This window comes from Saccharospirillum alexandrii, assembly GCF_004000275.1.
In the GTDB taxonomy this organism is placed as follows: Bacteria; Pseudomonadota; Gammaproteobacteria; order Pseudomonadales; family Natronospirillaceae; genus Saccharospirillum; species Saccharospirillum alexandrii.
On record NZ_RCIP01000004.1, the window covers coordinates 151869 to 174364 of the forward strand.

Sequence of the window (22496 nt, forward strand, 5' to 3'; positions counted from 1 at the left end):
CATGGCCGGAATCAGGCACCTGTCAGGGCTATTCAGCCTGCTTTCTCCTCTACTGGTTGTGTTGCTTGGATGCCTGGCGATGCCTGCGATACGGGCTGAACCCATAGCACCGCTTATCGAACTGACGCAATCGAATGTCGAAAATCTGGGCCCCCAGGTCTTGCTGCTGGCTGACGACAGCGGGCAATTATCGCCGTTTGATATTCTGCAACCGGAGTATGCCGACGCCTGGACCGAGCACAGGGCTCGCAGCATCAGTCGCGGCTACGATGATACCCCCTTCTGGATACAGTTCAGATTGGATGCGTCCCAGTCAATTCACAAAGAATGGCACCTGGTTTTGTCCAATGCCTTGCTGGACTACGTGGATGTGTATCAGGTGTTTGGTAGTAGTGGGCCCCGACTGATCTACCGCTCCGGGTTGCAACGTCCGAGCCAGAGCCGAATTGAAGATCACCGGTTCTTCATTATTCCGGTTGAGGTTTATGGTCCCACTACCTATTTGATGCGCATTGAAACCTCACCTTCGGCCCTGGTGCCGCTGCATGCCTATCCCAGTGATGACTTTTGGTCGCCCTTGCTCAAAGCTGACATTGGCAACTGGTTGTTTTACGGGGTGTTGCTTGCGATGGTGCTGTACAACGGGTTTCTGTACACCACGGTGCGGGATGTCAGCTACCTGTTCTATGTCCTGTTTATTTCCGGTTTTGGGGTGCTGCAACTGTCGCTCGACGGGTATATGGCACAGTATCTGTGGCCACCAGATCTGATCTATCACTATGAATACAATTTCTGGATAACCCTGGCGACGGTTACCTTTGCGAGTTTGTTCGTCATCCACTTTCTGAATTTGCGCAAAACCTCACGTGCCCACCTGTGGGCGCTCTATGGCATGATCGCCCTGCAGTGTGTTGCGGCCGTAATGCTGGTCACGATTGATCTAGACTGGTTTGCCCGATTGTATACGCCTACCATCATCGTCTTTATGGTTCTGGCGATATCCGCCGGTATTCGGGCATGGCGCGTGGGCTTTATCGCCGCCAAGTTTTTTGTACTGGCCTGGGTTGTGTTCGCGCTGGGCAACTCGGTCTTTCTGCTGGGTCGCTTGCTGGGCATTGAAGCGCCGCTGCCGCCTAACCTGGCGTCGAAGATGGGGTCTTTTGCGGAAGCCATGTTGCTGAGTTTTGCCCTGGCTTACCGGATTCGCCTGCTGAGGGATGAACAGGATCGCCAGCGTATGCGAGTGGAAGCCCAGAGCCAGTTCCTGGCTCAGATCAGCCACGAAATACGAACGCCGCTGAACGGCGTGCTGGGAATGACGGAAGTTCTATCCCGGACTCGTCTGGATGACGAGCAGCGTGGCTATGTCGATACCATTCAGGGCTCGGGCAGTTCTTTACTGGCACTGATCAACGACATTCTGGATTACTCCAAGATCGAGGCGGGGAAAATGGCGTTTCGCCGCGAACCGGTCGATGTACACCAGCTGGTGCAACAGCAGGTGAAACTGTTCCTGTCTCAGGCCGAGCATAAATCACTGGCGCTGACTGGTGACATAGACCCAACAGTACCGGCCTGGGTAATGCTGGATGCGCAGCATGTGCGTCAGGTACTCTCTAACCTGGTGAGCAATGCCATCAAGTACACAGATTTGGGCTCGGTCAAGCTAACGCTCAGCGTTGACCCCAAAGCACCCCGGCTGCTGGAGTTCAGGGTTGAAGACACGGGGATTGGCATTTCCGAAGTTGACCAGAAAAACCTGTTCAATCTGTACTCCGATGTCGATCCGGGACGCCAGCGCAAAGCCGGTGGAACGGGGCTGGGTCTGGCTATCAGTCGTGAACTGGTGGCGTTAATGGGGGGAGCATTAACGGTCAGCAGTGTGCCAAACCAGGGTTCCTGCTTTACCGTGAAGTTGCCGTTTCTGCAGGCTCGTCAGCGTCGCGAAGAAACCCGCCTAACGGCCGATGAACGGCCCCGGAATGGGCTGCGCGTACTGGTGGCGGAAGACAATATGGTCAATCAGCGGGTTATTGAAGGACTGCTGGAGAAACTGGGCCATCAGGTTGTGCTGGCCAGTCACGGTGGGGAAGCGGTTGAGGCCCGGCAGTCTGAGGATTTTGAGTGTGACGTTCTGCTCATGGATTGCGAAATGCCTCATATGGATGGCTATGCCGCAACAGAGGCTATCCGCACGTATGAGAAGCGCCATAATTTGCTTCGGCTACCCATAGTGGCATTGACTGCTCACGCTCTGGAGGACGTTCGCCGTCGCTGCATCGAGTCGGGTATGGATGACTTTCTGACCAAACCCATCAATACCCGCCACCTCGAACGGATATTGGCTCAATACGCATGCGACCGGTGAACGCCCTTGAGCGGGTGCGGATTGTCTCTATTATCAGCCATCAGCCGGTGTCGTTCTATTCCGGCCTGCGTCTTTGCTGGCGTACAGCGCTTCATCGGCGCGATGCAGCCATTGATCGGCTGACTCACCGTTGCGGTAGGCGGATACGCCAGCGGAAAACGTAATCTGCACCGGTTTACCCTGAAAATTGAACGGGCACTGGCTGATGTGCAGCCGCATTTTTTCCACGGCCTGCATGCCTGCATCGATGGGGGTCTGGGGCAGCAGCAACACGAATTCCTCACCGCCAAACCGAGCCAGGTAGTCTGACTGCCGTAACTGGCTGCGCATTTCTTTGGCGAGCACCTTGAGCACTTTGTCACCCGCCAAATGGCCGTACTGATCATTGATGGTTTTGAACAGATCAATGTCGATCAGGGCGACACAGCAGGGTTGCTGGTATCGCTCGCTGCGGGCTATTTCCTCGGCGAGGCGGGCATCAAAGCCTTGCCGGTTGGGTAATTGAGTCAGTGGATCTCGCAGTGACAATTCGCGTTCCTGGTTCACCTGTTCGATCAGCTTGTGGTTATCGGCCTGCAATGACGTCAGTTGCTCGGTCAGTTCTGCCTGGCGCTGATGCATGGCTGACAGGCTGGTTTTTACCTGGTTCTGAAACTCGCCTAAAACGCCCAGCAAATCGTCCATGGAGTGCGTCATGGCCAGCCGCAAAGCCTGCATATCGGTGGCCGTTTCCAGTTCGGAGCGCACTCGCTCAAGCTGGTGGTCAACATTGGCGTTCAGACTCTCATTGAGAGTCTGCAGATCGGAAACGGCTGCCTGGTCTTCACCAATCAGTTGGTTGATGGCAACCAATTTGGCATTCAGTTCATTGAGGTAATACTCGAACTTACCCTTTTCCTGGTTAAGTCGAGTCTGGATCAACATAATGGTCTCAGCCGCCAGACCATCCAGTGTCGACCAGTCTGGTATTGGTTCCAGTCGGGCGGCCAAAGCACGCAGAGCACCGTCTTCATCGCCCAAAATGGCCAGGGTGCGCAACAGGGTGATAAAGCGTGAACAGAGTTTTTGCCGCAGCCGAACCAGGGTGCTGTTGTCGGCGTCCGGATCTGCGGCCACTGAGACCAGAGGTTGTATTTGATGCGCCAGAGACAAGGCATCCTGGACGTAGGGGCTGCGTTCGCTGAGATGGCGTATTAAAGAGCTGGGTAGGCGATCGTCGTCAGTATCGACCAACAACTGATAGAGTGAATAGAGCTGGTTGACACCTTCTTCGGTGCGGCTCTCGATCAGGTCAAAGCGTTTGTCGGTGGCGTCCAGGGCTTTGCCAAAAGCGTCGGCATCCAGATCGTTGCGTTGACGCAAAGTCAATTTAAGCTGATCCAGCGTTTCATCGAGCTCGCGGTCAATGCCCCGAACCATAATGGATAGGTCCAGTACACCACGCCGCAACAAGTCCTGTATTTCGCTCATTCGTCCCACATACCCATGCCGATGCCTTGCTAAAAATTACCCAAGCTGATGCGAGTATAGCAGCGCTTTGGCGCCGCGCCGATCTGACTCGCCGCTTTTATCGAGCCAGTTCCGGCAATTCTATTTCAAGCGCTACCGGCAGATGATCGGACAGCGGGAAGTCCAGTACGCCCATGCGCACGATGCGCAGATGACGACTGACCAGAATATGGTCGAGACAGCGGTGGGGCTGCCAACTGGGAAACGTCGCCCGGGCATGCGCCGACTTGAGTCCGCATTCGCGCAGCGGAGAGTCGTTAAGCAGTCGCAGGCTGTGGGTGTTCATATCACCCATCACAATCACATGATGGTATTGCTGAATCAGATTGCGAATAAAGCGCAGTTGCTGGTCCTGAGCTTTTTTGCTTAACGCCAGGTGCAGCATCACGATAACAACCGGGTGTTCGTCGGCAAGCTGAACCACGATGGCACCCCGGCCCGGCAAACCGGGCAGGGCGTGGGTGTCGATTCGGTGAGGTTCAAAGCGGGAAATCAACCCATTGCTGTGTTGCGCAAAGCGTCCCAGATTGCGGTTCAATTGCTGGTGCCAGTATGGCTGACCGGATTTCTTTGCCAGGTATTCCACCTGGTTGACAAAGCCGGTGCGAAAACTGCCGCCATCGACTTCCTGCAAAGAGACCACATCAAAGTGGCGTATCAGATCACTGATCCGATCCAGATTGTGCTGGCGTGACCGGCTAGGCCAAACGTGCTGCCAGGATTTAAAAAAATAATCGGGAAAGTGTCGGGTGTTGATGCCAACCTGAATGTTGAAACTCAGTAGCGTCAGATGGTCCGGGTCGGCCTTGCGATAGAACTCCCTGGGGTCACTGAGGTGAACCGGGAATTCGTAATCAAGGTGGCTCGGTTTCATTGACGGGCTCCTGTAGATGGTGGCCCGACGGCAGACAAGAATAAAACAGAAGGGCCGGCTGGCTACTCAGTGTAGCGCAACCGGCAAGACGTTGTTATCGGGCCTTTGGTTCCGGTGACCCTTTACAGCTGGTCTTCGTTGCGAATCAGCCATTCAGCGACGGTAAACATCCGCTCGTTGCCGCCGGCCATTTGTCCGGAGATCAGGTATTTACCGTTAACAACCAGGCTGGGTGTGCCCTGAATCTGGCTCATCCGGGTGATTTTCTGTGCCAGGGAAATGCGGGTGTTGACGGCAAAGGAGTTGGCCATGTCCATGTATTCACTTTCACTGACGTCGAAACGTTCAAAAATTTCAGCGAAGTCTTCATCGGATGACAGGCGGTTCCGGTTTATATGGATTTCGTTGTAAATCGACGGGTGGCTCTGCGCGATCACGTCCAGGAACTGACCGGCATAAAACGCTTTGGCTTCCGGAATCTGGCGGTCGTTGAACAGCACAGGCACGGGGGTAAAGCGAATGTCGTCGGGCTTGCCCTGTTTCCAGGAAGTCACAAAGGGTTCCAGGTTAAAGCAGTGAATGCAGCTGTAGCTGAAGATCTCCATGATCTCACCCGCTTCTTCACCCCGGTAGCTGGTCGGCAGTTTTTCCGGCAATACCTGATAATGGGTGCCTGCCTGAAATTCTTCTGCAGTAGCGGAACCGCCAGCCAGCACCATCAGCGCCAGCGCGGACAACATCACACGTTTAAACATAGGTTGGATCTCCACAAGAGGACCAGGATAGGGGAATGGCCGTCACTTTGCCTGAAAGCCACCCACAAAAAAAGCGAAGGCCTTGAACCGGTCCTTCGCTTTTCATTGTCTTTACCTCGGGTTAACCGGGCCTGAACGGCCGGTTTAACCCGGGTTTTGGATCATCAGTGCAGCCCGTTGATATAACTGGCCAGCGCTTCAATTTCAAAATCTTTCAGGCGAAAAGCGGTCGAGCGCATGACACGGGATTCGCCATCGTTGGTGCGGGCCTCGTCGCTGGGTTCAGAGGCGCGATAGCCACGCTGAAACTTGTATAACTGGCTTTCGATGTAGGCGGCATGCTGGCCAGACAACATCGGGTATCCGGCAGGGGCGTTACCTGCACCCGTCGGAGAGTGACAGCCGGCACAGGAGGGTACGCCGGTTTCCGGGTTGCCACCGCGATACAGCTGTTCACCCAGAGCGACCAGATCCGGATCGGCATTGCCGACGGTCTTATTCTGGCTGGCGTAGAAGGCAGCGATGTCGGCCAGCTGGTCTTCATTGAACCCATCGAGCTGTCCGGACATTTGCGTGATCACACGATCGCCATTCTGGACGTCGATCAACTGCTTGAGCAGATAGGCTTCACCCTGGCCTGCCAGTTTTGGGAAAGAGGCGGCAGCGCTGTTGCCGTCGGCACCGTGGCAAGCGGCACAGGATTCTGTGTATTGTTCGCCGTCTTCAGCATTGCCCTCGGCCATTGCAAAGCCTGAAATGCCGGCCAGCATGGCAAGGCCTACGATCAGTTTTTTCATGTCGCGTCCCGCACGTCAAAGGTGGAAAAGGTCGGTCATCAGAACGGATGTGCACGGATCCGGATTCTGACCACACCGGTAATATGACCGGGCATTATATAGACCCGGGAGGGTGTTGAGAAGAAACCCCGCACCCTGAGTGGGTATTAATTGAACATGGAGCGACCAACGGCTCAGCGTCCGGACCGGTTTTCAGGTACACTGCCGGTTTTTAACCCCCGTTGAGAGATTCCCCAATGTCGGTTTTGCGATTTGATTCCGCCCGATTCCTGACCAGTGCCCAGCATCTGCAGCAAAGCCCACCGGATAGCGGTGCTGAAGTGGCCTTTGCGGGTCGCTCGAATGCGGGTAAAAGCAGTGCAATGAACGCGCTGACGCGCAATTCCAAACTGGCCCGAACCTCAAAAACGCCGGGCCGCACCCAGCTGATTAACTACTTCTCATTGTCGACCGAGAACTGCCGCCTGGTCGATTTACCGGGGTACGGCTACGCCAAGGTCAACCGGGACATGAAGGAGGACTGGGAAAAGAACATCGGCGAATACCTGGCAGATCGGCACAGTCTCAAAGGCATCGTGCTGGTGATGGATGTGCGCCACCCGATGACCGAGTTCGATGAGATGATGGTGCGCTGGGCGATCCAGACACAGATGCCGCTGCGTGCCTTGCTGACCAAGAGTGACAAACTGAAAAAGGGCCCGGCCAAGACCACCCTGATGAAAGTGCGCAGCCAGTTACAGTCGCAAGCCAATTGGCTCTCAGCGCAACTGTTCAGCTCGCTGAAAAAAGACGGGGTTGCCGAATTGGAGAGCTGGTTACGGGAGCAGATGGAGCCTGAGCCCGCACCGGAAGCGGCTGAGGAAAACCCCAATTCGCAAGTTTAGTACCCAACGGCTTAATCAGCAGATGTAAGAGCCCGTTACCAGAACGCGTTTTTTGCTATCGATCAGACTGAACTGATCAAGGGTACAGATCAGCGTCAGTTTGGCGGGTTGCGGCACCGGCCGTTTGAATTCCATGGTCAGGCTGCGGACCGAGCGGCGCCAGTGAGTTCCCAGGGTTGCCAGCAGCAGGTTGGCGGTGCACAAACCCTGCACAAAAGACCCTGAGTGCCCCAGCAACCGAGCCCCGATGCTTGAGATATGAAGCGGGTTCAAATCGCCGGACAGTTTCCCGTACTGACTGCCCAGACGCCGACCGATGGACACCGGAATCTGATCGGCGACCGGGTTATCGATGGCAATGTCGTTGCGTTGCGCCTGGGGCACTTTTGTGTGTTCGGATGACAGTTGTGCGACGAAATCTTCCGGCAAGCCTCCGACGTACAGTTCGTCTTCAAGTTGCATGATTTCCCGACCCCGAACATCGCGCACTTCAGACCGGAAAATCAGTGCTACAGATCGGCTTTTTAACGGCCTGGCTCCCATATAGCGTACGTTAGTGGTGTAGTGAGCATTCACTTCAAATCCGTCGGGCGAGGTTAGCAGCAGGTGGCTGCGCAGGTGCATGATGCGGCTGAACTTGATTCCCAGGTCTTCCAGTACCTGCATCAACGCCCAAACGCCGGCCGGCGCACTGTAAGTGAACGCCTGCGGCGCCGTAGTCTGGTAGTTGAACACCTTGTGCCAGCGCGCGGTGGTTTTTTCAGTCAGATACCAGTTCGTTTTCAACGGTGCGAGCTGGGCGCCGAGGTTCAAGGACTCATCGGCTTTCAGGCTCTGGAACACCTTCATGTAGAACCGGGTAGCGTAACCCAGTGATGAAGACGACGTGGGTGTCTGGAACCAGCGGGTTTTTAATTTATCGGACATGGTGTCACCATCCATGGTTCGGCGAACGGGGTTCCGTAAGGCGACGGGTAATCGGCCCTAGCGAGCCACCCATGCACACGCACAGGTGACAGCCGCTTAGTTTAGCACAGGAACCTCATTGGCTGCCGAGGTGTTTTGACCGAGCGGTCGACAATGACGCTGCTGCGTCACTTCCGTATAATCGCGATTTTAAGAGGCAGTTGACTATGACGGTTCGATTCATCGCCGGTGCGGTGTGCCCCAAATGCGGCACCATGGATACCCTGAAAGCGGGTTACGAGCATGAGGGTGCCATCATGGTGCGCGAGTGTGTCGACTGCGGCTATATCGATCGCATCAGCCAGACCCATCAGAGCGTTAATGAAATAAAGACCCGGGTCACGCCGCCACCGCCCAAACCGGAGGTTGAAGCAACCCCGGTTAAAATTCTTGATCCAACCTCACCCGCTAAGGATGACTTCCAGTGACGCAAAACGCCCCGGCTGTAACCGTTGGCATCATTATGGGTTCCCAGTCCGACTGGGCCACCATGAGCCACACTGCCGACACCCTGACTCAGTTGGGGATCGCCCACGAATGCAAAGTGGTGTCGGCGCATCGTACGCCTGACTTGCTGTTTGATTATGCGGAATCGGCGTTCGACCGTGGTCTGAAAGTCATTATTGCGGGCGCCGGTGGTGCCGCTCATTTGCCCGGCATGTGTGCCGCCAAGACCCACTTGCCGGTGCTGGGTGTTCCGGTTCAGAGCAGCATGCTCAGTGGTGTCGATTCGCTGCTCAGCATTGTGCAAATGCCGGCCGGTATTCCCACCGGTACGCTAGCCATTGGCAAGGCCGGTGCCATCAATGCGGCGTTGCTGGCAGCCAGTATTCTCGCCAATGAGAACGCAAGCGTGCGTGCCGCCCTGCTGAAATTTAGAAGCGACCAGACCGACCGGGTGCTGGCCAATCCGGTTCCGGGAGACTGACGCATGCGCATTGGAGTCATAGGCGGCGGCCAACTGGGCCGCATGATGGCGTTGGCAGCCGTGCCGCTGGGCATTCGCATGGCTTTTCTCGACCCGGCCAAAGGCGCCTGTGCCGCTGACCTGGGGCCCCTGGTCGAAGGCGCTTACGACGATCACTACGCCATTCGCGAACTCTTGAAAATGTCGGATCGGGTTACCTTCGAATTTGAAAGCGTGCCGCCCGAAACCGTTGCTTTTATTGCTGACCAGGTACCGGTGTATCCCTCCGCCCGGGCGCTGGAAACTGCCCGTGATCGCTGGCTGGAAAAGAACCTGTTTCAGCGCCTGGATATCCCAACTGCGCCCATAGCCGACATCACCGACCAGGCAGATCTCGACCGCGCTCTGGAACGGCTTGGCCTGCCTGCCATTCTCAAAACCCGAACGCTCGGCTACGACGGCAAAGGCCAGAAAGTGTTGCGCACGCAAGCGGATGCCGAAGATGCCTTTGCCGAACTCGGCTCGGTGCCGCTGATCTACGAGGGCTTTGTCGATTTTGACTATGAGGTATCCTGCATCGGCGTGCGGTCGGCATCGGGCGAGCTCGCCTTTTACCCGCTGGTGCGCAACGAACATCGCCAGGGCATGCTGTACCGGTCGCAACCGGTGGCCGAGCATCCGTTGCAAAGCCAGGCGGAAACCGCTGTCGGCCAGGTGATGGCCGCGCTCGACTACGTTGGCGTGCTGGCCTTTGAATTTTTTGTGGTCGGTGATCGCGTGCTGGCCAACGAGATTGCGCCCCGGGTTCATAATTCCGGCCACTGGACCATAGAAGGCAGCACCTGCAGCCAGTTTGAAAACCATATTCGAGCCGTCGCTGATCTGCCGCTGGGCCGGTGCCGGGCTTCTCAGCCAGTAGCAATGTATAACCTGATCGGAGCGCTTCCGGATCGCGCTGCCATTCTGGCGATACCCGGTGCCCACTGGCACGATTACGGCAAAGACCCGCGCCCGGGTCGCAAGATCGGCCATATCACCATCACCGCGCCCAGCGAGGCGCAGTTGCACGAACGCTGCCTGCAGGTGGAAGCCTTATTGGTCAACGACCTGGGTTAGCGACTCCACGACAAACGCACACCGTGGCGGGACGCCAGGCAGGGGTAGGGTGGTTGCTGTGGCCTGTTCTTGCCCGTGGCACCGGTGGTGTCAAAAGACGTTGGCTGCTTTTCGATGATTTCCATAACGGCAGCATCCAGCTCGTTGGCGTAAGCATCGCCGATCAGGGTGTGTACCAGCAGATTCGACAGGGACGTATCCCAGCTGAGCGCGGCACACTGGGTGTGAAGCCGGCGCCGGTCGTGCCATTCCTCGAGCAGGCGGTGACCAAAGTACACCTTGTCGAGAATGCCCAGAATACCAAAGGCCAGACGCCCCGATTCCAGGCTGGAAAAGAATTCGGCCACCAGATCGTACAGGGGGTCGAAATCGCCGGCGTTTTTATCATTGGCGGTGACGTTCCTGGCTTCTTCCAGCAGGATGGGCAACAAGCGGCAATACTGGATCAGCATGGCGGTCAGTCGCTGTTCGGGCGTTCCGTGTTCCACTACCAGCAATGCCGGGTGTTTGCGATGAAAAACAGCGATAAAACGCTGCAGACTTTGCTCTCCTTCCGTGGCGGCCAGTGCTTTATCCAGGGCATTATCAATGCAAGGTGTAGACATGACAGCGGGCCTTGTCGGGTGAATCAGCGAGCGTGCAGGTCTCGGGTGTCGACCGTCAATCCCTACAATGATCGCGTACCGGTAGATATCCGGGTGTGCTTACGCGGCGGATAACCTGTGTGTGTGGCATGCACAAATGTCGTTGTCAGTGTAGCCCAGCCTGTTCACTTTGCCGCAATTGGAGTTGTTGGCAACGTACCCTGAGGGTCAAACTCTGTTTCAGGGTGTCTGCGTCATTGGGCGTACCGAATGCCAGTAAACAGTCAGCATCCAGAGTGAGCGACCTATAAATAGTAGGCTGAACCCCAGCCAGAGGGCCTGCTGGGTTGACGGCAACCACTGGCTTGCCAGAACAAAACTGAAAAATCCGAACACGACGCCGTTGCGCATCTGGGCGGTGAGGCGGGCGCCAATGAACACACCATCGAGCCAGTAGGCCGTTCCGGCCAAAAGAGGCATGGCAACAACCCATGGCAGGTAGGCGCTGGCTTGCTGTTGCAGGTCTGGTTGGCTGGTCAGAATGCCGAGCAGATTATTGCCCAATAGGGCAAACACCAGCGTCAGCGCGGAAGCCAGGCCGAAAGCGCACCAGCCAGTGGTCCACAGTACTTCGCGCAGCGCTTGCGGATCGCGTTGACCGATGGCCAGCCCGACCTGGGCTTCGGCAGCGGCAGCGCTGGCATCCATACTGTTGGAAATCAGCGTCAGAAACGCCAGCAGAATGGCGTTACTGGCCAGTACGGTATCACCGAGGGCCGCACTCAGCCGGTTGAACCAGGCGAAACCCATCAGTAACAAAAAGGTACGAATGAACAAACTGAGGCTGACGCTGAAAATGCCCGCATAGGCCGCCAGAGCCTTCAGCCGGCTGGCATCCAGACCAGGCGCCAGGTGCTTCAGAGTGCGCCTCAGGGTCAGCAGTACCAGAGCAAGGGCCAGGTACTCGCTAATGACGGTGCCCAGAGCAATGCCATCAGTCGTCATGCCAACGCCGTAAACCAGAAAAACGTTTAGCACCAGATTCACCAGTTGCGCCACCGACACGGTTACCAGAGCGATGCGGGTATTTTGCATGCCCACAAAGAAACCCAGCAGCATGGAGGTAAAGACCTGAGCGGGCACGCCCCAGATGCGAATGCTCAGATACAGGCGCGCCTCGGCGGTAGCAGCCTCCGAAGCCTGCATGAACCCCAGCCCCAGTTGAATCAGCATCGATTGTGCGGCCAGCACCGTCGCCGATAGCAGGGCGGCCACCAGGCAATACTGGGCAAGCTGGGTGCGAATCAGTCTGGCATCATCGGCACCCTTGGCCTGGGAGGTAAAGCCAGACAACCCCATCGACAGAAAGTTGAAACCGAGGAACACAAAGGCGATCAGGCTGGCACCCAGCGCGACGCCAGCCAGATAAACGCTGTCGTCGAGATGACCAAGTACGGCGGTATCAACCAGCCCCAGTAATGGCAGGGACAGATTGGCCAGCATCACCGGCCACATCAGTGCCCAGGTGTGACGCCAGGCTTTATTGGGTACGCGGATCAAATCAGGCCCACTCCCGGGTAAATTTTTGAAGCACCATAATTCCTCTAAGGTGTTGTTTTTACAAATAATTTCGTCTTTTCTGACTGATATTTGAACAACCCTTGGAACGCTTGATGCTTGGGTTTTAAAAATATCCGTGTTTATACTAACTCGACTCAATCTGAATCGGGTGATCCGGGAAGCAAGAAAGACTCAATTCGGCACAGACCAGCCTTAGGCCGCTGCTTTAGCCCTTCACTCAGTAAGTTGCTAATCAGACGCCAGCAAGCGCAGTAAAATAGGTGATCCGGCCCGACCCTGGAATCCCAATACAATAACAAGTGCAGAGGTGAAGGATGCAGATGAAGCTGCAAAGGGTATTTATTGCCCTGACGGCGCTGTTGATAAGCTCAGTCGCGCGTGCCGACTGGACGCTCAATATGCCCCGGGGTGTGACAGACATCAGCCAGGAAGTTTACGGGCTCCATATGCTGACGTTGTGGGTGTGTGTGGTCATCGGCGTGCTGGTGTTTGGTGTCATGTTCTATTCCATGTTCAAGCACCGCAAATCCAAGGGTGCGGTATCGTCTAATTTTCATGAAAGCACCAAGGTCGAACTCGCCTGGACGCTGATTCCAGCGGCGGTCATTTTCGCCATTGGTGTGAAAGCGACGTACACCCTGGCCGACATGTATAACTTCGAAGACTCGGAAGTGACGCTCGAAGTGGTCGGTTATCAGTGGCGCTGGCGCTATCGCTACATCGACGAAAATGCCGAACAGGAAGTCAGCTTCTTCTCCAGCATGTCCACCCCGCGTGACGAGATCAACAACCGGCTCGAAAAAAACGAGAATTACCTGCTGGAAGTGGATGAGCCCGTGGTGTTGCCAACCGGCACCAAGGTTCGGTTCCTGCTTTCCTCTGCTGACGTGATCCACTCATGGTGGGTACCGGCGCTGGCCGTTAAGAAAGACGCCATTCCCGGCATCGTCAACGAAGCCTGGACCATCATCAACGAAGAAGGCACCTACCGTGGTCAGTGCACTGAATTGTGTGGCAAGGATCATGGTTTTATGCCTGTCGTTGTCGAAGCCGTGTCACCGGAAGAATTTGAACAATGGCTGGCCGATAAAGAGCAGGAAGCCATCGCACTGGCGGAATTGAACGACCGTGAATGGACCTTCGATGAACTGATGGAGCGGGGTGAAGAGGTATACAGCTCTGCCTGTGCCTCTTGTCACCAGCCCAACGGTGCCGGAGTGCCGGGTGCGTTTCCGGCGCTGGCCAACAGCCCGATTGCACTGGGGCCTGCCGAAGGGCATTTGGATGTGGTGGTTAACGGTGTGCGTGGCACCGCCATGGCGGCTTATGGCAATCAGTTGAGCGATGCCGATATGGCTGCCGTGATTACCTACGAGCGTAATGCCTGGGGTAACGACGTGGGTGACATGGTTACCCCTGTTGATGTTTACAACTTTAAAGCTGGCGAATAAGGAGGCATGACATGACGACTGCAACCCATGATCATGACCATGATCACGAACACCACGGGCCGGCTAAAGGCCTGACTCGCTGGCTCTATACGACCAACCATAAAGACATCGGTACCATGTACCTGTGGTTCAGTTTCGCGATGTTCCTGTTGGGCGGCACCTTCGCCATGGTGATTCGCGCCGAACTGTTCCAGCCCGGTCTGCAACTGGTGCAGCCGGAATTCTTCAACCAGATGACCACCATGCACGGTCTGATCATGGTGTTTGGCGCCGTCATGCCGGCGTTTGTTGGCCTGGCCAACTGGATGATTCCGATGATGGTCGGCGCGCCGGATATGGCGTTGCCGCGGATGAACAACCTGAGTTTCTGGATCTTACCCTTCGCGTTCGCGATGCTGACCAGCACCCTGTTCATGGAAGGCGGTGGCCCCAACTTCGGCTGGACGTTCTATGCGCCGCTGTCGACCACCTATGCACCACCGAGCGTGACCTTCTTCATCTTTGCCGTGCATATCATGGGCGCCAGTTCCATCATGGGGGCCATTAACATTGTCGCCACCATTCTGAACATGCGCGCTCCCGGCATGACGCTGATGAAAATGCCGTTGTTCGTCTGGACCTGGCTGATCACCGCCTATCTGCTGATTGCCGTCATGCCGGTTCTGGCCGGTGTGGTCACCATGATGTTAATGGACATTCACTTTGGAACCGCCTTCTTTAACGCGGCCGGTGGTGGGTCGCCCGTTCTGTTCCAGCATATTTTCTGGTTCTTCGGGCACCCTGAAGTCTACATCATGATTCTTCCGGCCTTCGGGATTGTCTCGGCGATCATTCCGGCCTTTGCCCGCAAGCGCTTGTTCGGTTACAGCTCCATGGTGTACGCGACGGCCTCCATTGCGTTTCTGAGCTTTATTGTCTGGGCGCACCACATGTTTACCGTTGGCATCCCCTTCCTGGGTGAGGCTTTCTTTATGTGGGCCACCATGCTGATCGCGGTACCGACCGGGGTGAAGGTATTCAACTGGGTGACCACCATGTTCCGGGGCTCGATGACGTTCGAAACCCCGATGCTGTTCGCCATTTGCTTTGTGGTGCTGTTTACCATCGGTGGTTTCTCCGGCCTGATGCTGGCGGTCGCACCGGCTGACTTCCAGTATCACGATACCTATTTCGTGGTGGCTCACTTCCATTACGTGCTGGTGCCGGGTGCCGTGTTCTCTATCATGGCAGGCGTGTACTACTGGCTGCCCAAGTGGAGCGGCAAGATGTACAACGAAACTCTGGGCAAGGTGCATTTCTGGCTGAGCTTTATTGGGGTTAACGTCTTGTTCTTCCCACAGCACTTCCTGGGCTTGGCCGGCATGCCACGTCGTATTCCGGATTACGCGCTGCAGTTTGCCGACTTCAACATGGTGTCGAGCATCGGTGGCTTCCTGTTTGGTGCCAGCCAGTTGCTGTTCCTCTACATCGTGGTACACACCATTGTGGCGGGCAAGCCAGCACCGGCAAAACCCTGGGAGGGGGCTGAAGGTCTGGAATGGACGGTCGACTCACCGGCCCCGTATCACACCTTTTCAACACCGCCCAAAATTGACTGAAGCGGGTTAAACACCGGGAGAGCCAGTATGAGTGATGCCGACAACGCACGCCCCAGCCACACCCGCATCATCGTCAAAATGGTGTCGGTCGTGTTTGGTATGCTGGCCTTCGTTTTTGTTGGCCTGGTGCCCATGTACAACCTCATATGCGAGTGGACCGGTATTACCGGTCGCACCAATGAGGCGTCACTGGTGCAGGACTACGTGGTCGATGAAAACCGCAGCATCAAGGTGCAGTTTCTGGCGAACAACAATGCCGACATGCCCTGGCAGTTTCGCCCGATGGTGAAGACCATCACCGCCAAACCCGGTGAAGTGGTTGAAGTCAGTTACTTTGCCAAGAATGCAACGCGACGCGACATGACCGCGCAGGCGATACCAAGCTTGTCACCCTTTGAAGTGACGCCCTATTTTCACAAGACGGAATGCTTCTGCTTTAACCAGCAGCCGCTGACCGCCGGTGAAGATGTGGAGATGGCGCTGGTGTTCCAGATCGATCCGGATTTGCCGGCCTGGGTACAGACCATCAGCCTGAGCTACACCCTGTACGACGTCAGTAGCGAACAGCAATCGGCAGCCGTTACCTTTCAATAAGGCCGCCCACCCAAATAACCGGGAGCGTCAGCCGCCGTCGTGGCGGAGCTGACCAACCCCACAAGAACAAGAACAGGATGGAGAGTGCGATGTCCAGCAATGCCGCGACAAGCAGTACAACCCATGAGCACTACTATGTGCCCGCACAAAGCCGTTTACCGGTGTGGATGGCCTTTGGCATGTTCCTCACCGTTTTCGGTGCCGGGAAGATGATGAACGACATGTCGTCCGGTGCCGAGAGCTCCAGTTCACACTGGTGGTTCTTCGCCGGTGCACTGGTGTTCGCCGTGGTGATGTACAACTGGTTCAGTAAGGTCATCCGTGAAAACCATGCCGGCCTGAACAGTGCCCAGCTGAAAAAGTCCTATGTCTGGGGCATGGGTTGGTTCATTTTCTCGGAGGTGATGTTTTTCGCCGCCTTTTTCGGGGCCCTGTTCTACGTGCGCAATTTTGTAGGCCCCTGGCTTGGCGGTGAGGGCGACAAGGGTGTCACCAACTATCTGTACCCGGGCTTTGAGTTCAGCTGGCCAATGCTCAGCAACCCGGACAATGGCCTGTTTCAGGCACCGGAAGCGGTCATTCATGCCTTTGGCCTGCCCCTGATCAACACCATCATCCTGATTGCTTCAAGTATCACGCTGACGGTTGCGCATCACGCGTTGCGTGCCGGACACCGCAAACAACTGAATATCTGGCTCGGTATTACCGTCGCGCTGGGGATCATTTTTCTGTTCTTCCAGGCGGAAGAATACATTGAGGCCTATCAGCACCTGGGCTTAACGCTGGAGAGCGGCATCTACGGGTCAACCTTCTTTATGCTGACCGGTTTCCACGGCGCTCACGTGACCATTGGTACCTTCATGTTGGCGGTGCAGCTGGTACGGTCTATTCGGGGCCACTTTAAAGCAGAAGATCATTTCGGGTTTGAAGCATCAGCCTGGTACTGGCACTTTGTCGACGTGGTCTGGCTGTGTCTGTTTGTACTGGTCTACTGGATCTAACGGCAGGCCCGGTTTTCTGACGGAGCCTGTTCCGGGCTCCGTCGATTCACTGCCTCAGTAACGTCCACTCCAGGGTGCACCCTGAGACAGCTCGCCAGTCATATAGCCATACACCAGCACGATCACAATCATGACGGCCAGACTTACTCTAACGGTCAGCAGTTTGACCATTCGTTTTGACTCCGGCTCGTCTTTGAACAAGGCCACCAGGGCACCGCTCAGTGACAGCAGCATGGCAATGATCAGCACCACCATGATGACTTTTAGCAACATATTTCTGGCTCCTGATAGATCGGGTTGGTTTGGCTACGGAATTGACGGCACGTTATGACATTCAAGCCCGGTGTGGCGCTTACGGTTTTTGTGGCGGTTTTTTTGCCGCTGTTCATTGCGCTGGGGCACTGGCAGCTTAACAGAGCTGAGCAGAAAACCCAGCTGGAAGCGCAGCTGCAGTCGCGCACCGTCATCAAACCGCTGACGGAAGACACACGTCCCGTTGATTACCAGCACTATCGACTGCGCGGTGAACTGGACATCGACAAAGCCTGGTTATTGGATAATCGCACCTGGGAAGGCCAGGTAGGGTACGAAGTCTGGGTGCCATTGGATGCCGGCAACCGCTGGTATCTGGCATCGCTCGGCTGGGTACCGGGGTCGGCTGACCGGCGACGGTTACCCGATCTGACACTGCCCCCGGGTACCCGAGATTGGGTCGGGCAATGGCGACCACTGAGTGACAGCATCGTTCTGGCGGAGACGCCGTTGACGGATGAGTGGCCTCAGGTCATTCAGGCCATAACGCCCCAGGCAATGGCGGAAAAAATGCAACGCCAGCCGCCGGCGGGTTTATTACAATTGACCGCAGGTCAGCCGGGTGTTGGCCAGATCAACTGGACTCCCTCGGTGATGTCGGCTGACATGCACATTGGCTATGCCCTGCAGTGGTTTGCCATGGCCATTGCGCTGGCGGGCATGTATGGCTTCGCCGGGCTTCACTTTGGCAAGCGGCACCGGCAACAACACACAGACAGTTCGAGCTCTGTCGAGCAGAACTCTAACCCCAAGTGACTCCGGCGTTCTGGTATTCAGGGTCGCCGTGCGGAGAAAATGATGACTCAATCCACTCAGATGGCACCGCGCAGCAACGGTTTTAACAAGCTGCAAATGCTGGTGATATTGCTGACACCCTTGTTGGTGATGGCGTCGTCGACGCTGCTGTATTTTTCCGGCTGGCTGACCCCGGATGAACGGGTCAACAAAGGTATTTTGCTGACCCCGGTGCTGCAACTGGAAGACCTGGGCCTGGAGTTGGAGTCGGTCAATCCCGATCGCCAGTGGCTGATGGTGCAGACCTCGGCTAACTGTCAGACTGACTGCGAACAGCAAGTGTATCTGCAGCGCCAAACGCATGTGGCACTGGGCAAGAATGAGCCGCGCATGAAGCGATTGTTGTTGTCCCGCACCGCCGGGCTGGAGGGGTTGACTGAACAGTATCCGGGCCTCGAGCTGCATCCTTTTACCGAGGTGTCAGACGCATTTCGTGAGCAGGTTCCGGCGCAATTCAGCGACCAGAACTATGTGTTCATTGTTGATCCGCTGGGCAACATCCCGTTGTATTTCACGCCCGGAAACACGTTCAACGATCAGCTCGATGATTTGAAAAAACTGTTGAAGCTGTCGACGATTGGTTAGTCATTGAGGCCCGGGGCGGGGTGAGGCCCTAACGTAATCGAACAAGAAAAATGAGGAATGGATGGTGTCTAGTTACGGTGTGAAACCTGGCTTCAAGCTGGCGGCCTTTGCCACCCTGTTTGCCATCTCAGTAGTGGTTCTGGGCTCTTTTACACGGCTGGTTGATGCGGGCCTGGGCTGCCCGGACTGGCCCACCTGCTATGGCCACATTTGGGCGCCACAAACCGATGAACAGATCAACCGGGCCAATGAAGCGTTTCCGGAAATACCGGTCGATCTGGAAAAAACCTGGCCGGAAATGGTGCATCGTTATCTGGCCTCTTTGCTTGGCTTGCTGATTCTGATTCTGGCGGCGGTGTCGTTCCGTTACCGTCACCGGCCGGAACAGCCCTTCAAGTTGCCATTATTGCTGCTGTTTATGGTCATTCTGCAAGGGGCCTTTGGCGCCTGGACGGTAACACTGAAACTCTGGCCCCAGGTGGTTACCGCACACCTGCTAGGCGGCTTTGCCACCTTTACGCTACTCTGGTTGCTGACCCTGCGCTTGCGGGGAGCGCCCACCGGGTTGCGATTTTCAAGCGCACCGCGTCAGCTACCCAGGGTGTTGGCGGCGCTTACCCTGGCGGTTGTCATCGGGCAGGTATTTCTGGGTGGCTGGACGACGTCCAACTATGCCGCGCTTGCCTGTCCGGATCTGTTTACCTGTCAGACCCAATGGTGGCCGGAAGCCGATTATATTGCCGGGTTTGATCTGGCCCATCCCATTGGGCCCAACTACCTGGGCGGGCATCTGGATGTACCGGCACGCACGGCCATTCATATGGCCCACCGAATCGGGGCTATTATTACCACGGTGATGTGCCTGTGGCTGATCTGGCGACTGGTTGCCATTCGCTTTGCCGGCCTCGCCAGTGCACTCTTGCTGATTCTGGTGGCGCAAGTCACACTGGGCCTGAGCAACATCTATTTTGGTTTGCCGCTGACGGTGGCGGTGTTACACAATCTGGGCGGAGCGCTGCTGCTAGCAACCGTAGCGACCGTCAATTTCACTTTGTACCGAGAGGCCAAGCATGTCTAAAACAATAACGGCCCCTGTCAGCCCCCGTGCCTGGCATGACTATTACGAGATGACCAAGCCCAAGGTCGTCATGCTGATGCTGATTACCGCCTGGGTAGGGATGGCACTGGCCCCGCAGCAGGGCGCTGCCGGGCTGGTCAACTGGGTGTTCGGCACGCTGGGCATCGCTGCCCTGGCGGCCGCGGGTGCGGCGTTTAACCACCTGGTTGATCACAAGATCGATCAACTGATGGCCCGTACTCACCGGCGCCCGGTCGCTACCGGCCGTGTCAGCCAGCGTAACGGGCTGATCTTTGCGTTTGGTCTGACGCTGACCGGCTTTGCCGTGCTGATGGTGTTTGTGAACGCCTTAACGGCCTGGCTTACCCTGGCGTCAATGGTGGGCTATGCGGTGATTTATACCGGCTTTTTGAAGCGGGCCACGCCACAGAATATCGTCATTGGCGGGCTGGCTGGTGCCATGCCACCTCTGCTGGGCTGGACCGCCATTTCCGGCAGCATTGGCGCCCTGCCGTTGTTGCTGGTACTGATCATCTTCGCCTGGACACCGCCGCACTTCTGGGCCCTGGCGATACATCGCATCAAGGATTACCAGAACGCCGACATCCCGATGATGCCGGTCACCCACGGCATTCAATACACCAAGATCCACGTTTGGCTTTACAGCTGGCTGCTGCTGGCGATCAGCCTGCTGCCCTTCGCCACCCTGAACATGGGGCCGGTCTATGCGGTGTGTGCGCTGGCACTGGGGTTGCGCTACTTACAGTGGAACTGGTGGTTGTTGATGGATCGTAAAGTCGATGCTGCCTGGGGCTCGTTCAAGTTCTCGATCACCTATTTGCTGTTATTATTTGTGGCCCTGCTACTGGACCATTCGATCAGGACCTTTCTATGACCTCCGAGACCCTGCCAGCACCGCCCAATCGTCGAATTCTCTGGACGACTCTGGCCTTGTTTGGCCTGGTGGCTGTGGTGTTTGCCGGGTCTATTTATAGAACGGTTAACGCCTCGCCCGATCTGAAAGCCGAGCTTGAGCAACGTGACACCCTCTATTTTGACACGGTGCGAGAGGTACCGGTGGTTGAGCTGGTATCGCACGAGGGAGAAGTCTTCTCAACGGCCGATCTCAATGGTCAGTGGCATGTGATCAATTTCGGTTACACCTTCTGCCCCGATATCTGCCCGACCAACATGACGGACATGGCCCAGGCCTACCGGACACTCACCGAGCAAGGGCTTTCCGAACAGGTGCGGATGTGGATGGTCACCGTTGACCCGGCGCGCGATACACCGGAAGTGCTGTCTGAGTATGTGCCTTTCTTTCACCCAGAGTTCACCGGCCTTACCGGTGATGTCGCCGACCTGCAAACCCTGGCGCAACAGCTGAATACCCTGTTCTATCCCGAGGGCGAAGGCGAGGTGTACACCGTTGCCCACAGCGACAACATCGCCATCATTAACCCCGAGGGGGAGTACCGGGCGCTGCTGCGGCCGCCACATACCCCGAGCCAGATTGCTGAAGTGATGGCCTTGCTGGTCGAATACGACTAGTCCAGTCAGTCCCTCTAGTCCATCCGCTCCCGAACCCGGTCCATGGCCACACAGAGTTCCGTTGCCCCGCTAACCAGGGCGGGAACGGGTCGGTGCATGGTGTCCGGGTCGGTTTCCAGCAATGCCCCGTTGGCAACCGCCTGTAACTGAGGCCACTGGTGCCAGCTGGTGTCATCACCCGAGGTAACGATCACCTCCGGGTTCTTGTCGATTACCGCCTCCAGGCTGACCTGGGGTGACAGCATCGGCAGATCAGCGAAGACGTTTACCCCACCGCACATCTCGATGATCTGGCTGATGAAGGTTGCTCCGTTCAACGTAATCAGTGGGTCGTGCCAGACCTGGTAAAACACCTGAAGCGGAGCTTTTTCGCCATACGTCCGGGTCAGGCGTTCAATGTCCGCACTGAACCGGTCAGCCACCCGGTTAGCACTCGTTTCCCGGCCGGTCAGCTGACCAAACTGACGCAAGGTACGATCAATATCGACGAAGGTTTGCGGGTCCGAGATGAAGACCGGGTATCCCAGAGACCGCAACCGGCGGATCTGGTCGCGATTGCCACCGCTGGTAAAGGCGATCAGCAAGTCGGGCTCGAGCGCCACGATGGCCTCGGTATTGAGGGCGTTGTAGTCGCCCACCCGGGGTAGTTCCTGCGCTGCAGACGGGTAATCCGCGTAGGCAACGGTGGCCAGAATCAGATCACCGGCATCGATATTGAACAGCAACTCAGTCGCATGGGGAACCAGGCTGACGATGCGCTGGGCAGGCCGGTCGAGTAGCAGGGTGTCGCCGACATCGTCGACGAGTTGGATATCGGCCCATACCCAGGGGGTGAACACCAGCGCCATAACGCCGGTTAAAAACGGTTTCATCAAAGAATGCTCCCTAACGCGAGGATGATGGACACACCGGTCAATTGACTGGACCGGCGTCTCCTGGCCTGGACGGGCATTCGGGCTTCGACGATACCCAACCGGGCGGTTTTTAAGCCACTGGCTGATTCGCCTTACCGTTGCGCGACAGCTCCGGATTCTCACCGGATTCCCCCGTATTAGTCATCGCCGTGTAGGTTTCGCCCAGCAGGCCAAACCTGGCGATGCCCAAGTGCAGCGATAGTAGGGGAAGCGGCTATGCTTCACAATGGCGGTAACCTTGGTGTGCTGTGCAGCCTGAATTGGCTGTGTCATTAT

Annotated in this window: 23 protein-coding genes and 1 riboswitch; of the genes, 14 read left to right on the forward strand and 9 right to left on the reverse strand. The window is 56.5% G+C overall.

Going from position 1 to position 22496, the window contains the following annotated elements; genetic code table 11:
* The first annotated feature begins 79 nt into the window (after positions 1-79).
* A complete protein-coding gene (locus tag EP166_RS16510) occupies positions 80-2368 on the forward strand; it encodes a hybrid sensor histidine kinase/response regulator (RefSeq protein WP_164743987.1) in 2289 nt (762 codons plus the stop codon).
* Positions 2369-2401: 33 nt separating this feature from the next.
* On the opposite strand, the gene EP166_RS16515 is transcribed toward EP166_RS16510, so the two are convergent.
* From EP166_RS16515 to EP166_RS16530, 4 genes are all read right to left on the reverse strand, one after another.
* Complete coding sequence (locus tag EP166_RS16515; RefSeq protein ID WP_127559112.1) at positions 2402-3838, reverse strand: GGDEF domain-containing protein; 1437 nt, start codon at positions 3836-3838, stop codon at positions 2402-2404.
* A gap of 97 nt (positions 3839-3935) precedes the next feature.
* A complete protein-coding gene (locus tag EP166_RS16520; RefSeq protein ID WP_127559114.1) occupies positions 3936-4751 on the reverse strand; it encodes an endonuclease/exonuclease/phosphatase family protein in 816 nt (271 codons plus the stop codon).
* A 122-nt stretch (positions 4752-4873) separates the two neighbouring features.
* Positions 4874-5506, reverse strand: coding sequence for a thiol:disulfide interchange protein DsbA/DsbL (locus EP166_RS16525; RefSeq protein ID WP_127559116.1), 633 nt, complete (start codon positions 5504-5506; stop codon positions 4874-4876).
* A gap of 164 nt (positions 5507-5670) precedes the next feature.
* The gene (locus EP166_RS16530; RefSeq protein WP_127559118.1) at positions 5671-6303 is read right to left on the reverse strand and encodes a c-type cytochrome; all 633 of its coding nucleotides are present in this window, start codon (positions 6301-6303) and stop codon (positions 5671-5673) included.
* A gap of 236 nt (positions 6304-6539) precedes the next feature.
* Between EP166_RS16530 and yihA the strand changes: the two genes are divergently transcribed.
* Positions 6540-7187: a ribosome biogenesis GTP-binding protein YihA/YsxC gene (yihA, locus tag EP166_RS16535; RefSeq protein WP_127559120.1), complete on the forward strand. Its 648-nt coding sequence runs from the start codon at positions 6540-6542 to the stop codon at positions 7185-7187.
* A 15-nt stretch (positions 7188-7202) separates the two neighbouring features.
* Here yihA and EP166_RS16540 read toward each other — a convergent pair whose 3' ends face one another.
* A complete protein-coding gene (locus tag EP166_RS16540) occupies positions 7203-8114 on the reverse strand; it encodes a MaoC/PaaZ C-terminal domain-containing protein (protein ID WP_164743988.1) in 912 nt (303 codons plus the stop codon).
* Between the two features lie 206 nt (positions 8115-8320).
* Between EP166_RS16540 and EP166_RS16545 the strand changes: the two genes are divergently transcribed.
* Genes EP166_RS16545 through EP166_RS16555 form a run of 3 tightly spaced genes read left to right on the forward strand, consistent with a single transcriptional unit; the run spans position 8321 to position 10176 of the window.
* The gene (locus EP166_RS16545; protein WP_127559124.1) at positions 8321-8581 is read left to right on the forward strand and encodes a YheV family putative zinc ribbon protein; all 261 of its coding nucleotides are present in this window, start codon (positions 8321-8323) and stop codon (positions 8579-8581) included.
* A 35-nt stretch (positions 8582-8616) separates the two neighbouring features.
* Complete coding sequence (gene purE / locus EP166_RS16550; protein WP_127559544.1) at positions 8617-9081, forward strand: 5-(carboxyamino)imidazole ribonucleotide mutase; 465 nt, start codon at positions 8617-8619, stop codon at positions 9079-9081.
* 3 nt (positions 9082-9084) lie between these two features.
* On the forward strand, positions 9085-10176 hold the full coding sequence (locus EP166_RS16555; RefSeq protein WP_127559126.1) for a 5-(carboxyamino)imidazole ribonucleotide synthase: 1092 nt from the start codon (positions 9085-9087) through the stop codon (positions 10174-10176).
* Here EP166_RS16555 and EP166_RS16560 read toward each other — a convergent pair.
* Positions 10173-10781, reverse strand: coding sequence for a hypothetical protein (locus EP166_RS16560; protein WP_127559128.1), 609 nt, complete (start codon positions 10779-10781; stop codon positions 10173-10175). The genes EP166_RS16555 and EP166_RS16560 overlap by 4 nt on opposite strands.
* Before the next feature lie 219 nt (positions 10782-11000).
* Positions 11001-12320 carry an MATE family efflux transporter gene (locus EP166_RS16565; protein ID WP_127559130.1) on the reverse strand — a complete coding sequence of 440 codons (1320 nt, stop codon included), beginning with the start codon at positions 12318-12320 and terminating at the stop codon, positions 11001-11003.
* A 341-nt stretch (positions 12321-12661) separates the two neighbouring features.
* On the opposite strand from EP166_RS16565, the gene coxB reads away from it, so the two are divergent.
* The 4 genes from coxB to EP166_RS16585 all read left to right on the forward strand — a co-directional run bounded on the left by coxB (position 12662) and on the right by EP166_RS16585 (position 16985).
* The gene (coxB, locus tag EP166_RS16570) at positions 12662-13792 is read left to right on the forward strand and encodes a cytochrome c oxidase subunit II (RefSeq protein ID WP_342775647.1); all 1131 of its coding nucleotides are present in this window, start codon (positions 12662-12664) and stop codon (positions 13790-13792) included.
* A gap of 11 nt (positions 13793-13803) precedes the next feature.
* Positions 13804-15390 (forward strand): cytochrome c oxidase subunit I, encoded by a 1587-nt coding sequence (gene ctaD, locus EP166_RS16575; protein ID WP_127559134.1) that lies wholly within the window; start codon positions 13804-13806, stop codon positions 15388-15390.
* Positions 15391-15417: 27 nt separating this feature from the next.
* Complete coding sequence (locus EP166_RS16580; protein WP_127559136.1) at positions 15418-15984, forward strand: cytochrome c oxidase assembly protein; 567 nt, start codon at positions 15418-15420, stop codon at positions 15982-15984.
* A gap of 89 nt (positions 15985-16073) precedes the next feature.
* Positions 16074-16985 carry a cytochrome c oxidase subunit 3 gene (locus tag EP166_RS16585; protein WP_127559138.1) on the forward strand — a complete coding sequence of 304 codons (912 nt, stop codon included), beginning with the start codon at positions 16074-16076 and terminating at the stop codon, positions 16983-16985.
* Between the two features lie 54 nt (positions 16986-17039).
* Here EP166_RS16585 and EP166_RS16590 read toward each other — a convergent pair whose 3' ends face one another.
* Entirely contained in the window at positions 17040-17258 is a 219-nt protein-coding gene (locus EP166_RS16590) for a DUF2909 domain-containing protein (RefSeq protein ID WP_127559140.1), read from the reverse strand.
* Between the two features lie 54 nt (positions 17259-17312).
* Here EP166_RS16590 and EP166_RS16595 point away from each other — a divergent pair, with 54 nt between their 5' ends.
* The 5 genes from EP166_RS16595 to EP166_RS16615 all read left to right on the forward strand — a co-directional run bounded on the left by EP166_RS16595 (position 17313) and on the right by EP166_RS16615 (position 21306).
* Positions 17313-18053: an SURF1 family protein gene (locus EP166_RS16595; RefSeq protein WP_127559142.1), complete on the forward strand. Its 741-nt coding sequence runs from the start codon at positions 17313-17315 to the stop codon at positions 18051-18053.
* 42 nt (positions 18054-18095) lie between these two features.
* A complete protein-coding gene (locus EP166_RS16600; RefSeq protein ID WP_127559144.1) occupies positions 18096-18677 on the forward strand; it encodes a hypothetical protein in 582 nt (193 codons plus the stop codon).
* A gap of 61 nt (positions 18678-18738) precedes the next feature.
* Entirely contained in the window at positions 18739-19755 is a 1017-nt protein-coding gene (locus EP166_RS16605) for a COX15/CtaA family protein (protein ID WP_127559146.1), read from the forward strand.
* The gene (gene cyoE / locus EP166_RS16610) at positions 19748-20650 is read left to right on the forward strand and encodes a heme o synthase (RefSeq protein WP_127559148.1); all 903 of its coding nucleotides are present in this window, start codon (positions 19748-19750) and stop codon (positions 20648-20650) included. Before EP166_RS16605 ends, cyoE begins: the two co-directional genes overlap by 8 nt.
* Positions 20647-21306 carry an SCO family protein gene (locus EP166_RS16615; RefSeq protein WP_127559150.1) on the forward strand — a complete coding sequence of 220 codons (660 nt, stop codon included), beginning with the start codon at positions 20647-20649 and terminating at the stop codon, positions 21304-21306. Before cyoE ends, EP166_RS16615 begins: the two co-directional genes overlap by 4 nt.
* 14 nt (positions 21307-21320) lie before the next feature.
* On the opposite strand, the gene EP166_RS16620 is transcribed toward EP166_RS16615, so the two are convergent.
* Positions 21321-22178 (reverse strand): cobalamin-binding protein, encoded by an 858-nt coding sequence (locus EP166_RS16620; RefSeq protein ID WP_127559151.1) that lies wholly within the window; start codon positions 22176-22178, stop codon positions 21321-21323.
* A gap of 38 nt (positions 22179-22216) precedes the next feature.
* Positions 22217-22410: riboswitch (cobalamin riboswitch) on the reverse strand.
* Positions 22411-22496 lie beyond the last annotated feature (86 nt).

Coding starts and splice junctions, on each gene's coding strand:
- EP166_RS16580 (WP_127559136.1), top strand. CDS start 15,418: ATGAGTGATGCCGACAACGCACGCCCCAGCCACACCCGCATCATCGTC.
- ctaD (WP_127559134.1), top strand. CDS start 13,804: ATGACGACTGCAACCCATGATCATGACCATGATCACGAACACCACGGG.
- EP166_RS16585 (WP_127559138.1), top strand. CDS start 16,074: ATGTCCAGCAATGCCGCGACAAGCAGTACAACCCATGAGCACTACTAT.
- EP166_RS16520 (WP_127559114.1), bottom strand. CDS start 4,751: ATGAAACCGAGCCACCTTGATTACGAATTCCCGGTTCACCTCAGTGAC.
- EP166_RS16525 (WP_127559116.1), bottom strand. CDS start 5,506: ATGTTTAAACGTGTGATGTTGTCCGCGCTGGCGCTGATGGTGCTGGCT.
- EP166_RS16530 (WP_127559118.1), bottom strand. CDS start 6,303: ATGAAAAAACTGATCGTAGGCCTTGCCATGCTGGCCGGCATTTCAGGC.
- purE (WP_127559544.1), top strand. CDS start 8,617: ATGGGTTCCCAGTCCGACTGGGCCACCATGAGCCACACTGCCGACACC.
- EP166_RS16615 (WP_127559150.1), top strand. CDS start 20,647: ATGACCTCCGAGACCCTGCCAGCACCGCCCAATCGTCGAATTCTCTGG.
- EP166_RS16595 (WP_127559142.1), top strand. CDS start 17,313: ATGACATTCAAGCCCGGTGTGGCGCTTACGGTTTTTGTGGCGGTTTTT.
- EP166_RS16515 (WP_127559112.1), bottom strand. CDS start 3,838: ATGAGCGAAATACAGGACTTGTTGCGGCGTGGTGTACTGGACCTATCC.
- EP166_RS16545 (WP_127559124.1), top strand. CDS start 8,321: ATGACGGTTCGATTCATCGCCGGTGCGGTGTGCCCCAAATGCGGCACC.
- EP166_RS16600 (WP_127559144.1), top strand. CDS start 18,096: ATGACTCAATCCACTCAGATGGCACCGCGCAGCAACGGTTTTAACAAG.
- EP166_RS16605 (WP_127559146.1), top strand. CDS start 18,739: ATGGTGTCTAGTTACGGTGTGAAACCTGGCTTCAAGCTGGCGGCCTTT.
- coxB (WP_342775647.1), top strand. CDS start 12,662: ATGAAGCTGCAAAGGGTATTTATTGCCCTGACGGCGCTGTTGATAAGC.
- cyoE (WP_127559148.1), top strand. CDS start 19,748: ATGTCTAAAACAATAACGGCCCCTGTCAGCCCCCGTGCCTGGCATGAC.
- EP166_RS16555 (WP_127559126.1), top strand. CDS start 9,085: ATGCGCATTGGAGTCATAGGCGGCGGCCAACTGGGCCGCATGATGGCG.
- EP166_RS16620 (WP_127559151.1), bottom strand. CDS start 22,178: ATGAAACCGTTTTTAACCGGCGTTATGGCGCTGGTGTTCACCCCCTGG.
- yihA (WP_127559120.1), top strand. CDS start 6,540: ATGTCGGTTTTGCGATTTGATTCCGCCCGATTCCTGACCAGTGCCCAG.
- EP166_RS16510 (WP_164743987.1), top strand. CDS start 80: ATGCCTGCGATACGGGCTGAACCCATAGCACCGCTTATCGAACTGACG.
- EP166_RS16560 (WP_127559128.1), bottom strand. CDS start 10,781: ATGTCTACACCTTGCATTGATAATGCCCTGGATAAAGCACTGGCCGCC.
- EP166_RS16540 (WP_164743988.1), bottom strand. CDS start 8,114: ATGTCCGATAAATTAAAAACCCGCTGGTTCCAGACACCCACGTCGTCT.
- EP166_RS16590 (WP_127559140.1), bottom strand. CDS start 17,258: ATGTTGCTAAAAGTCATCATGGTGGTGCTGATCATTGCCATGCTGCTG.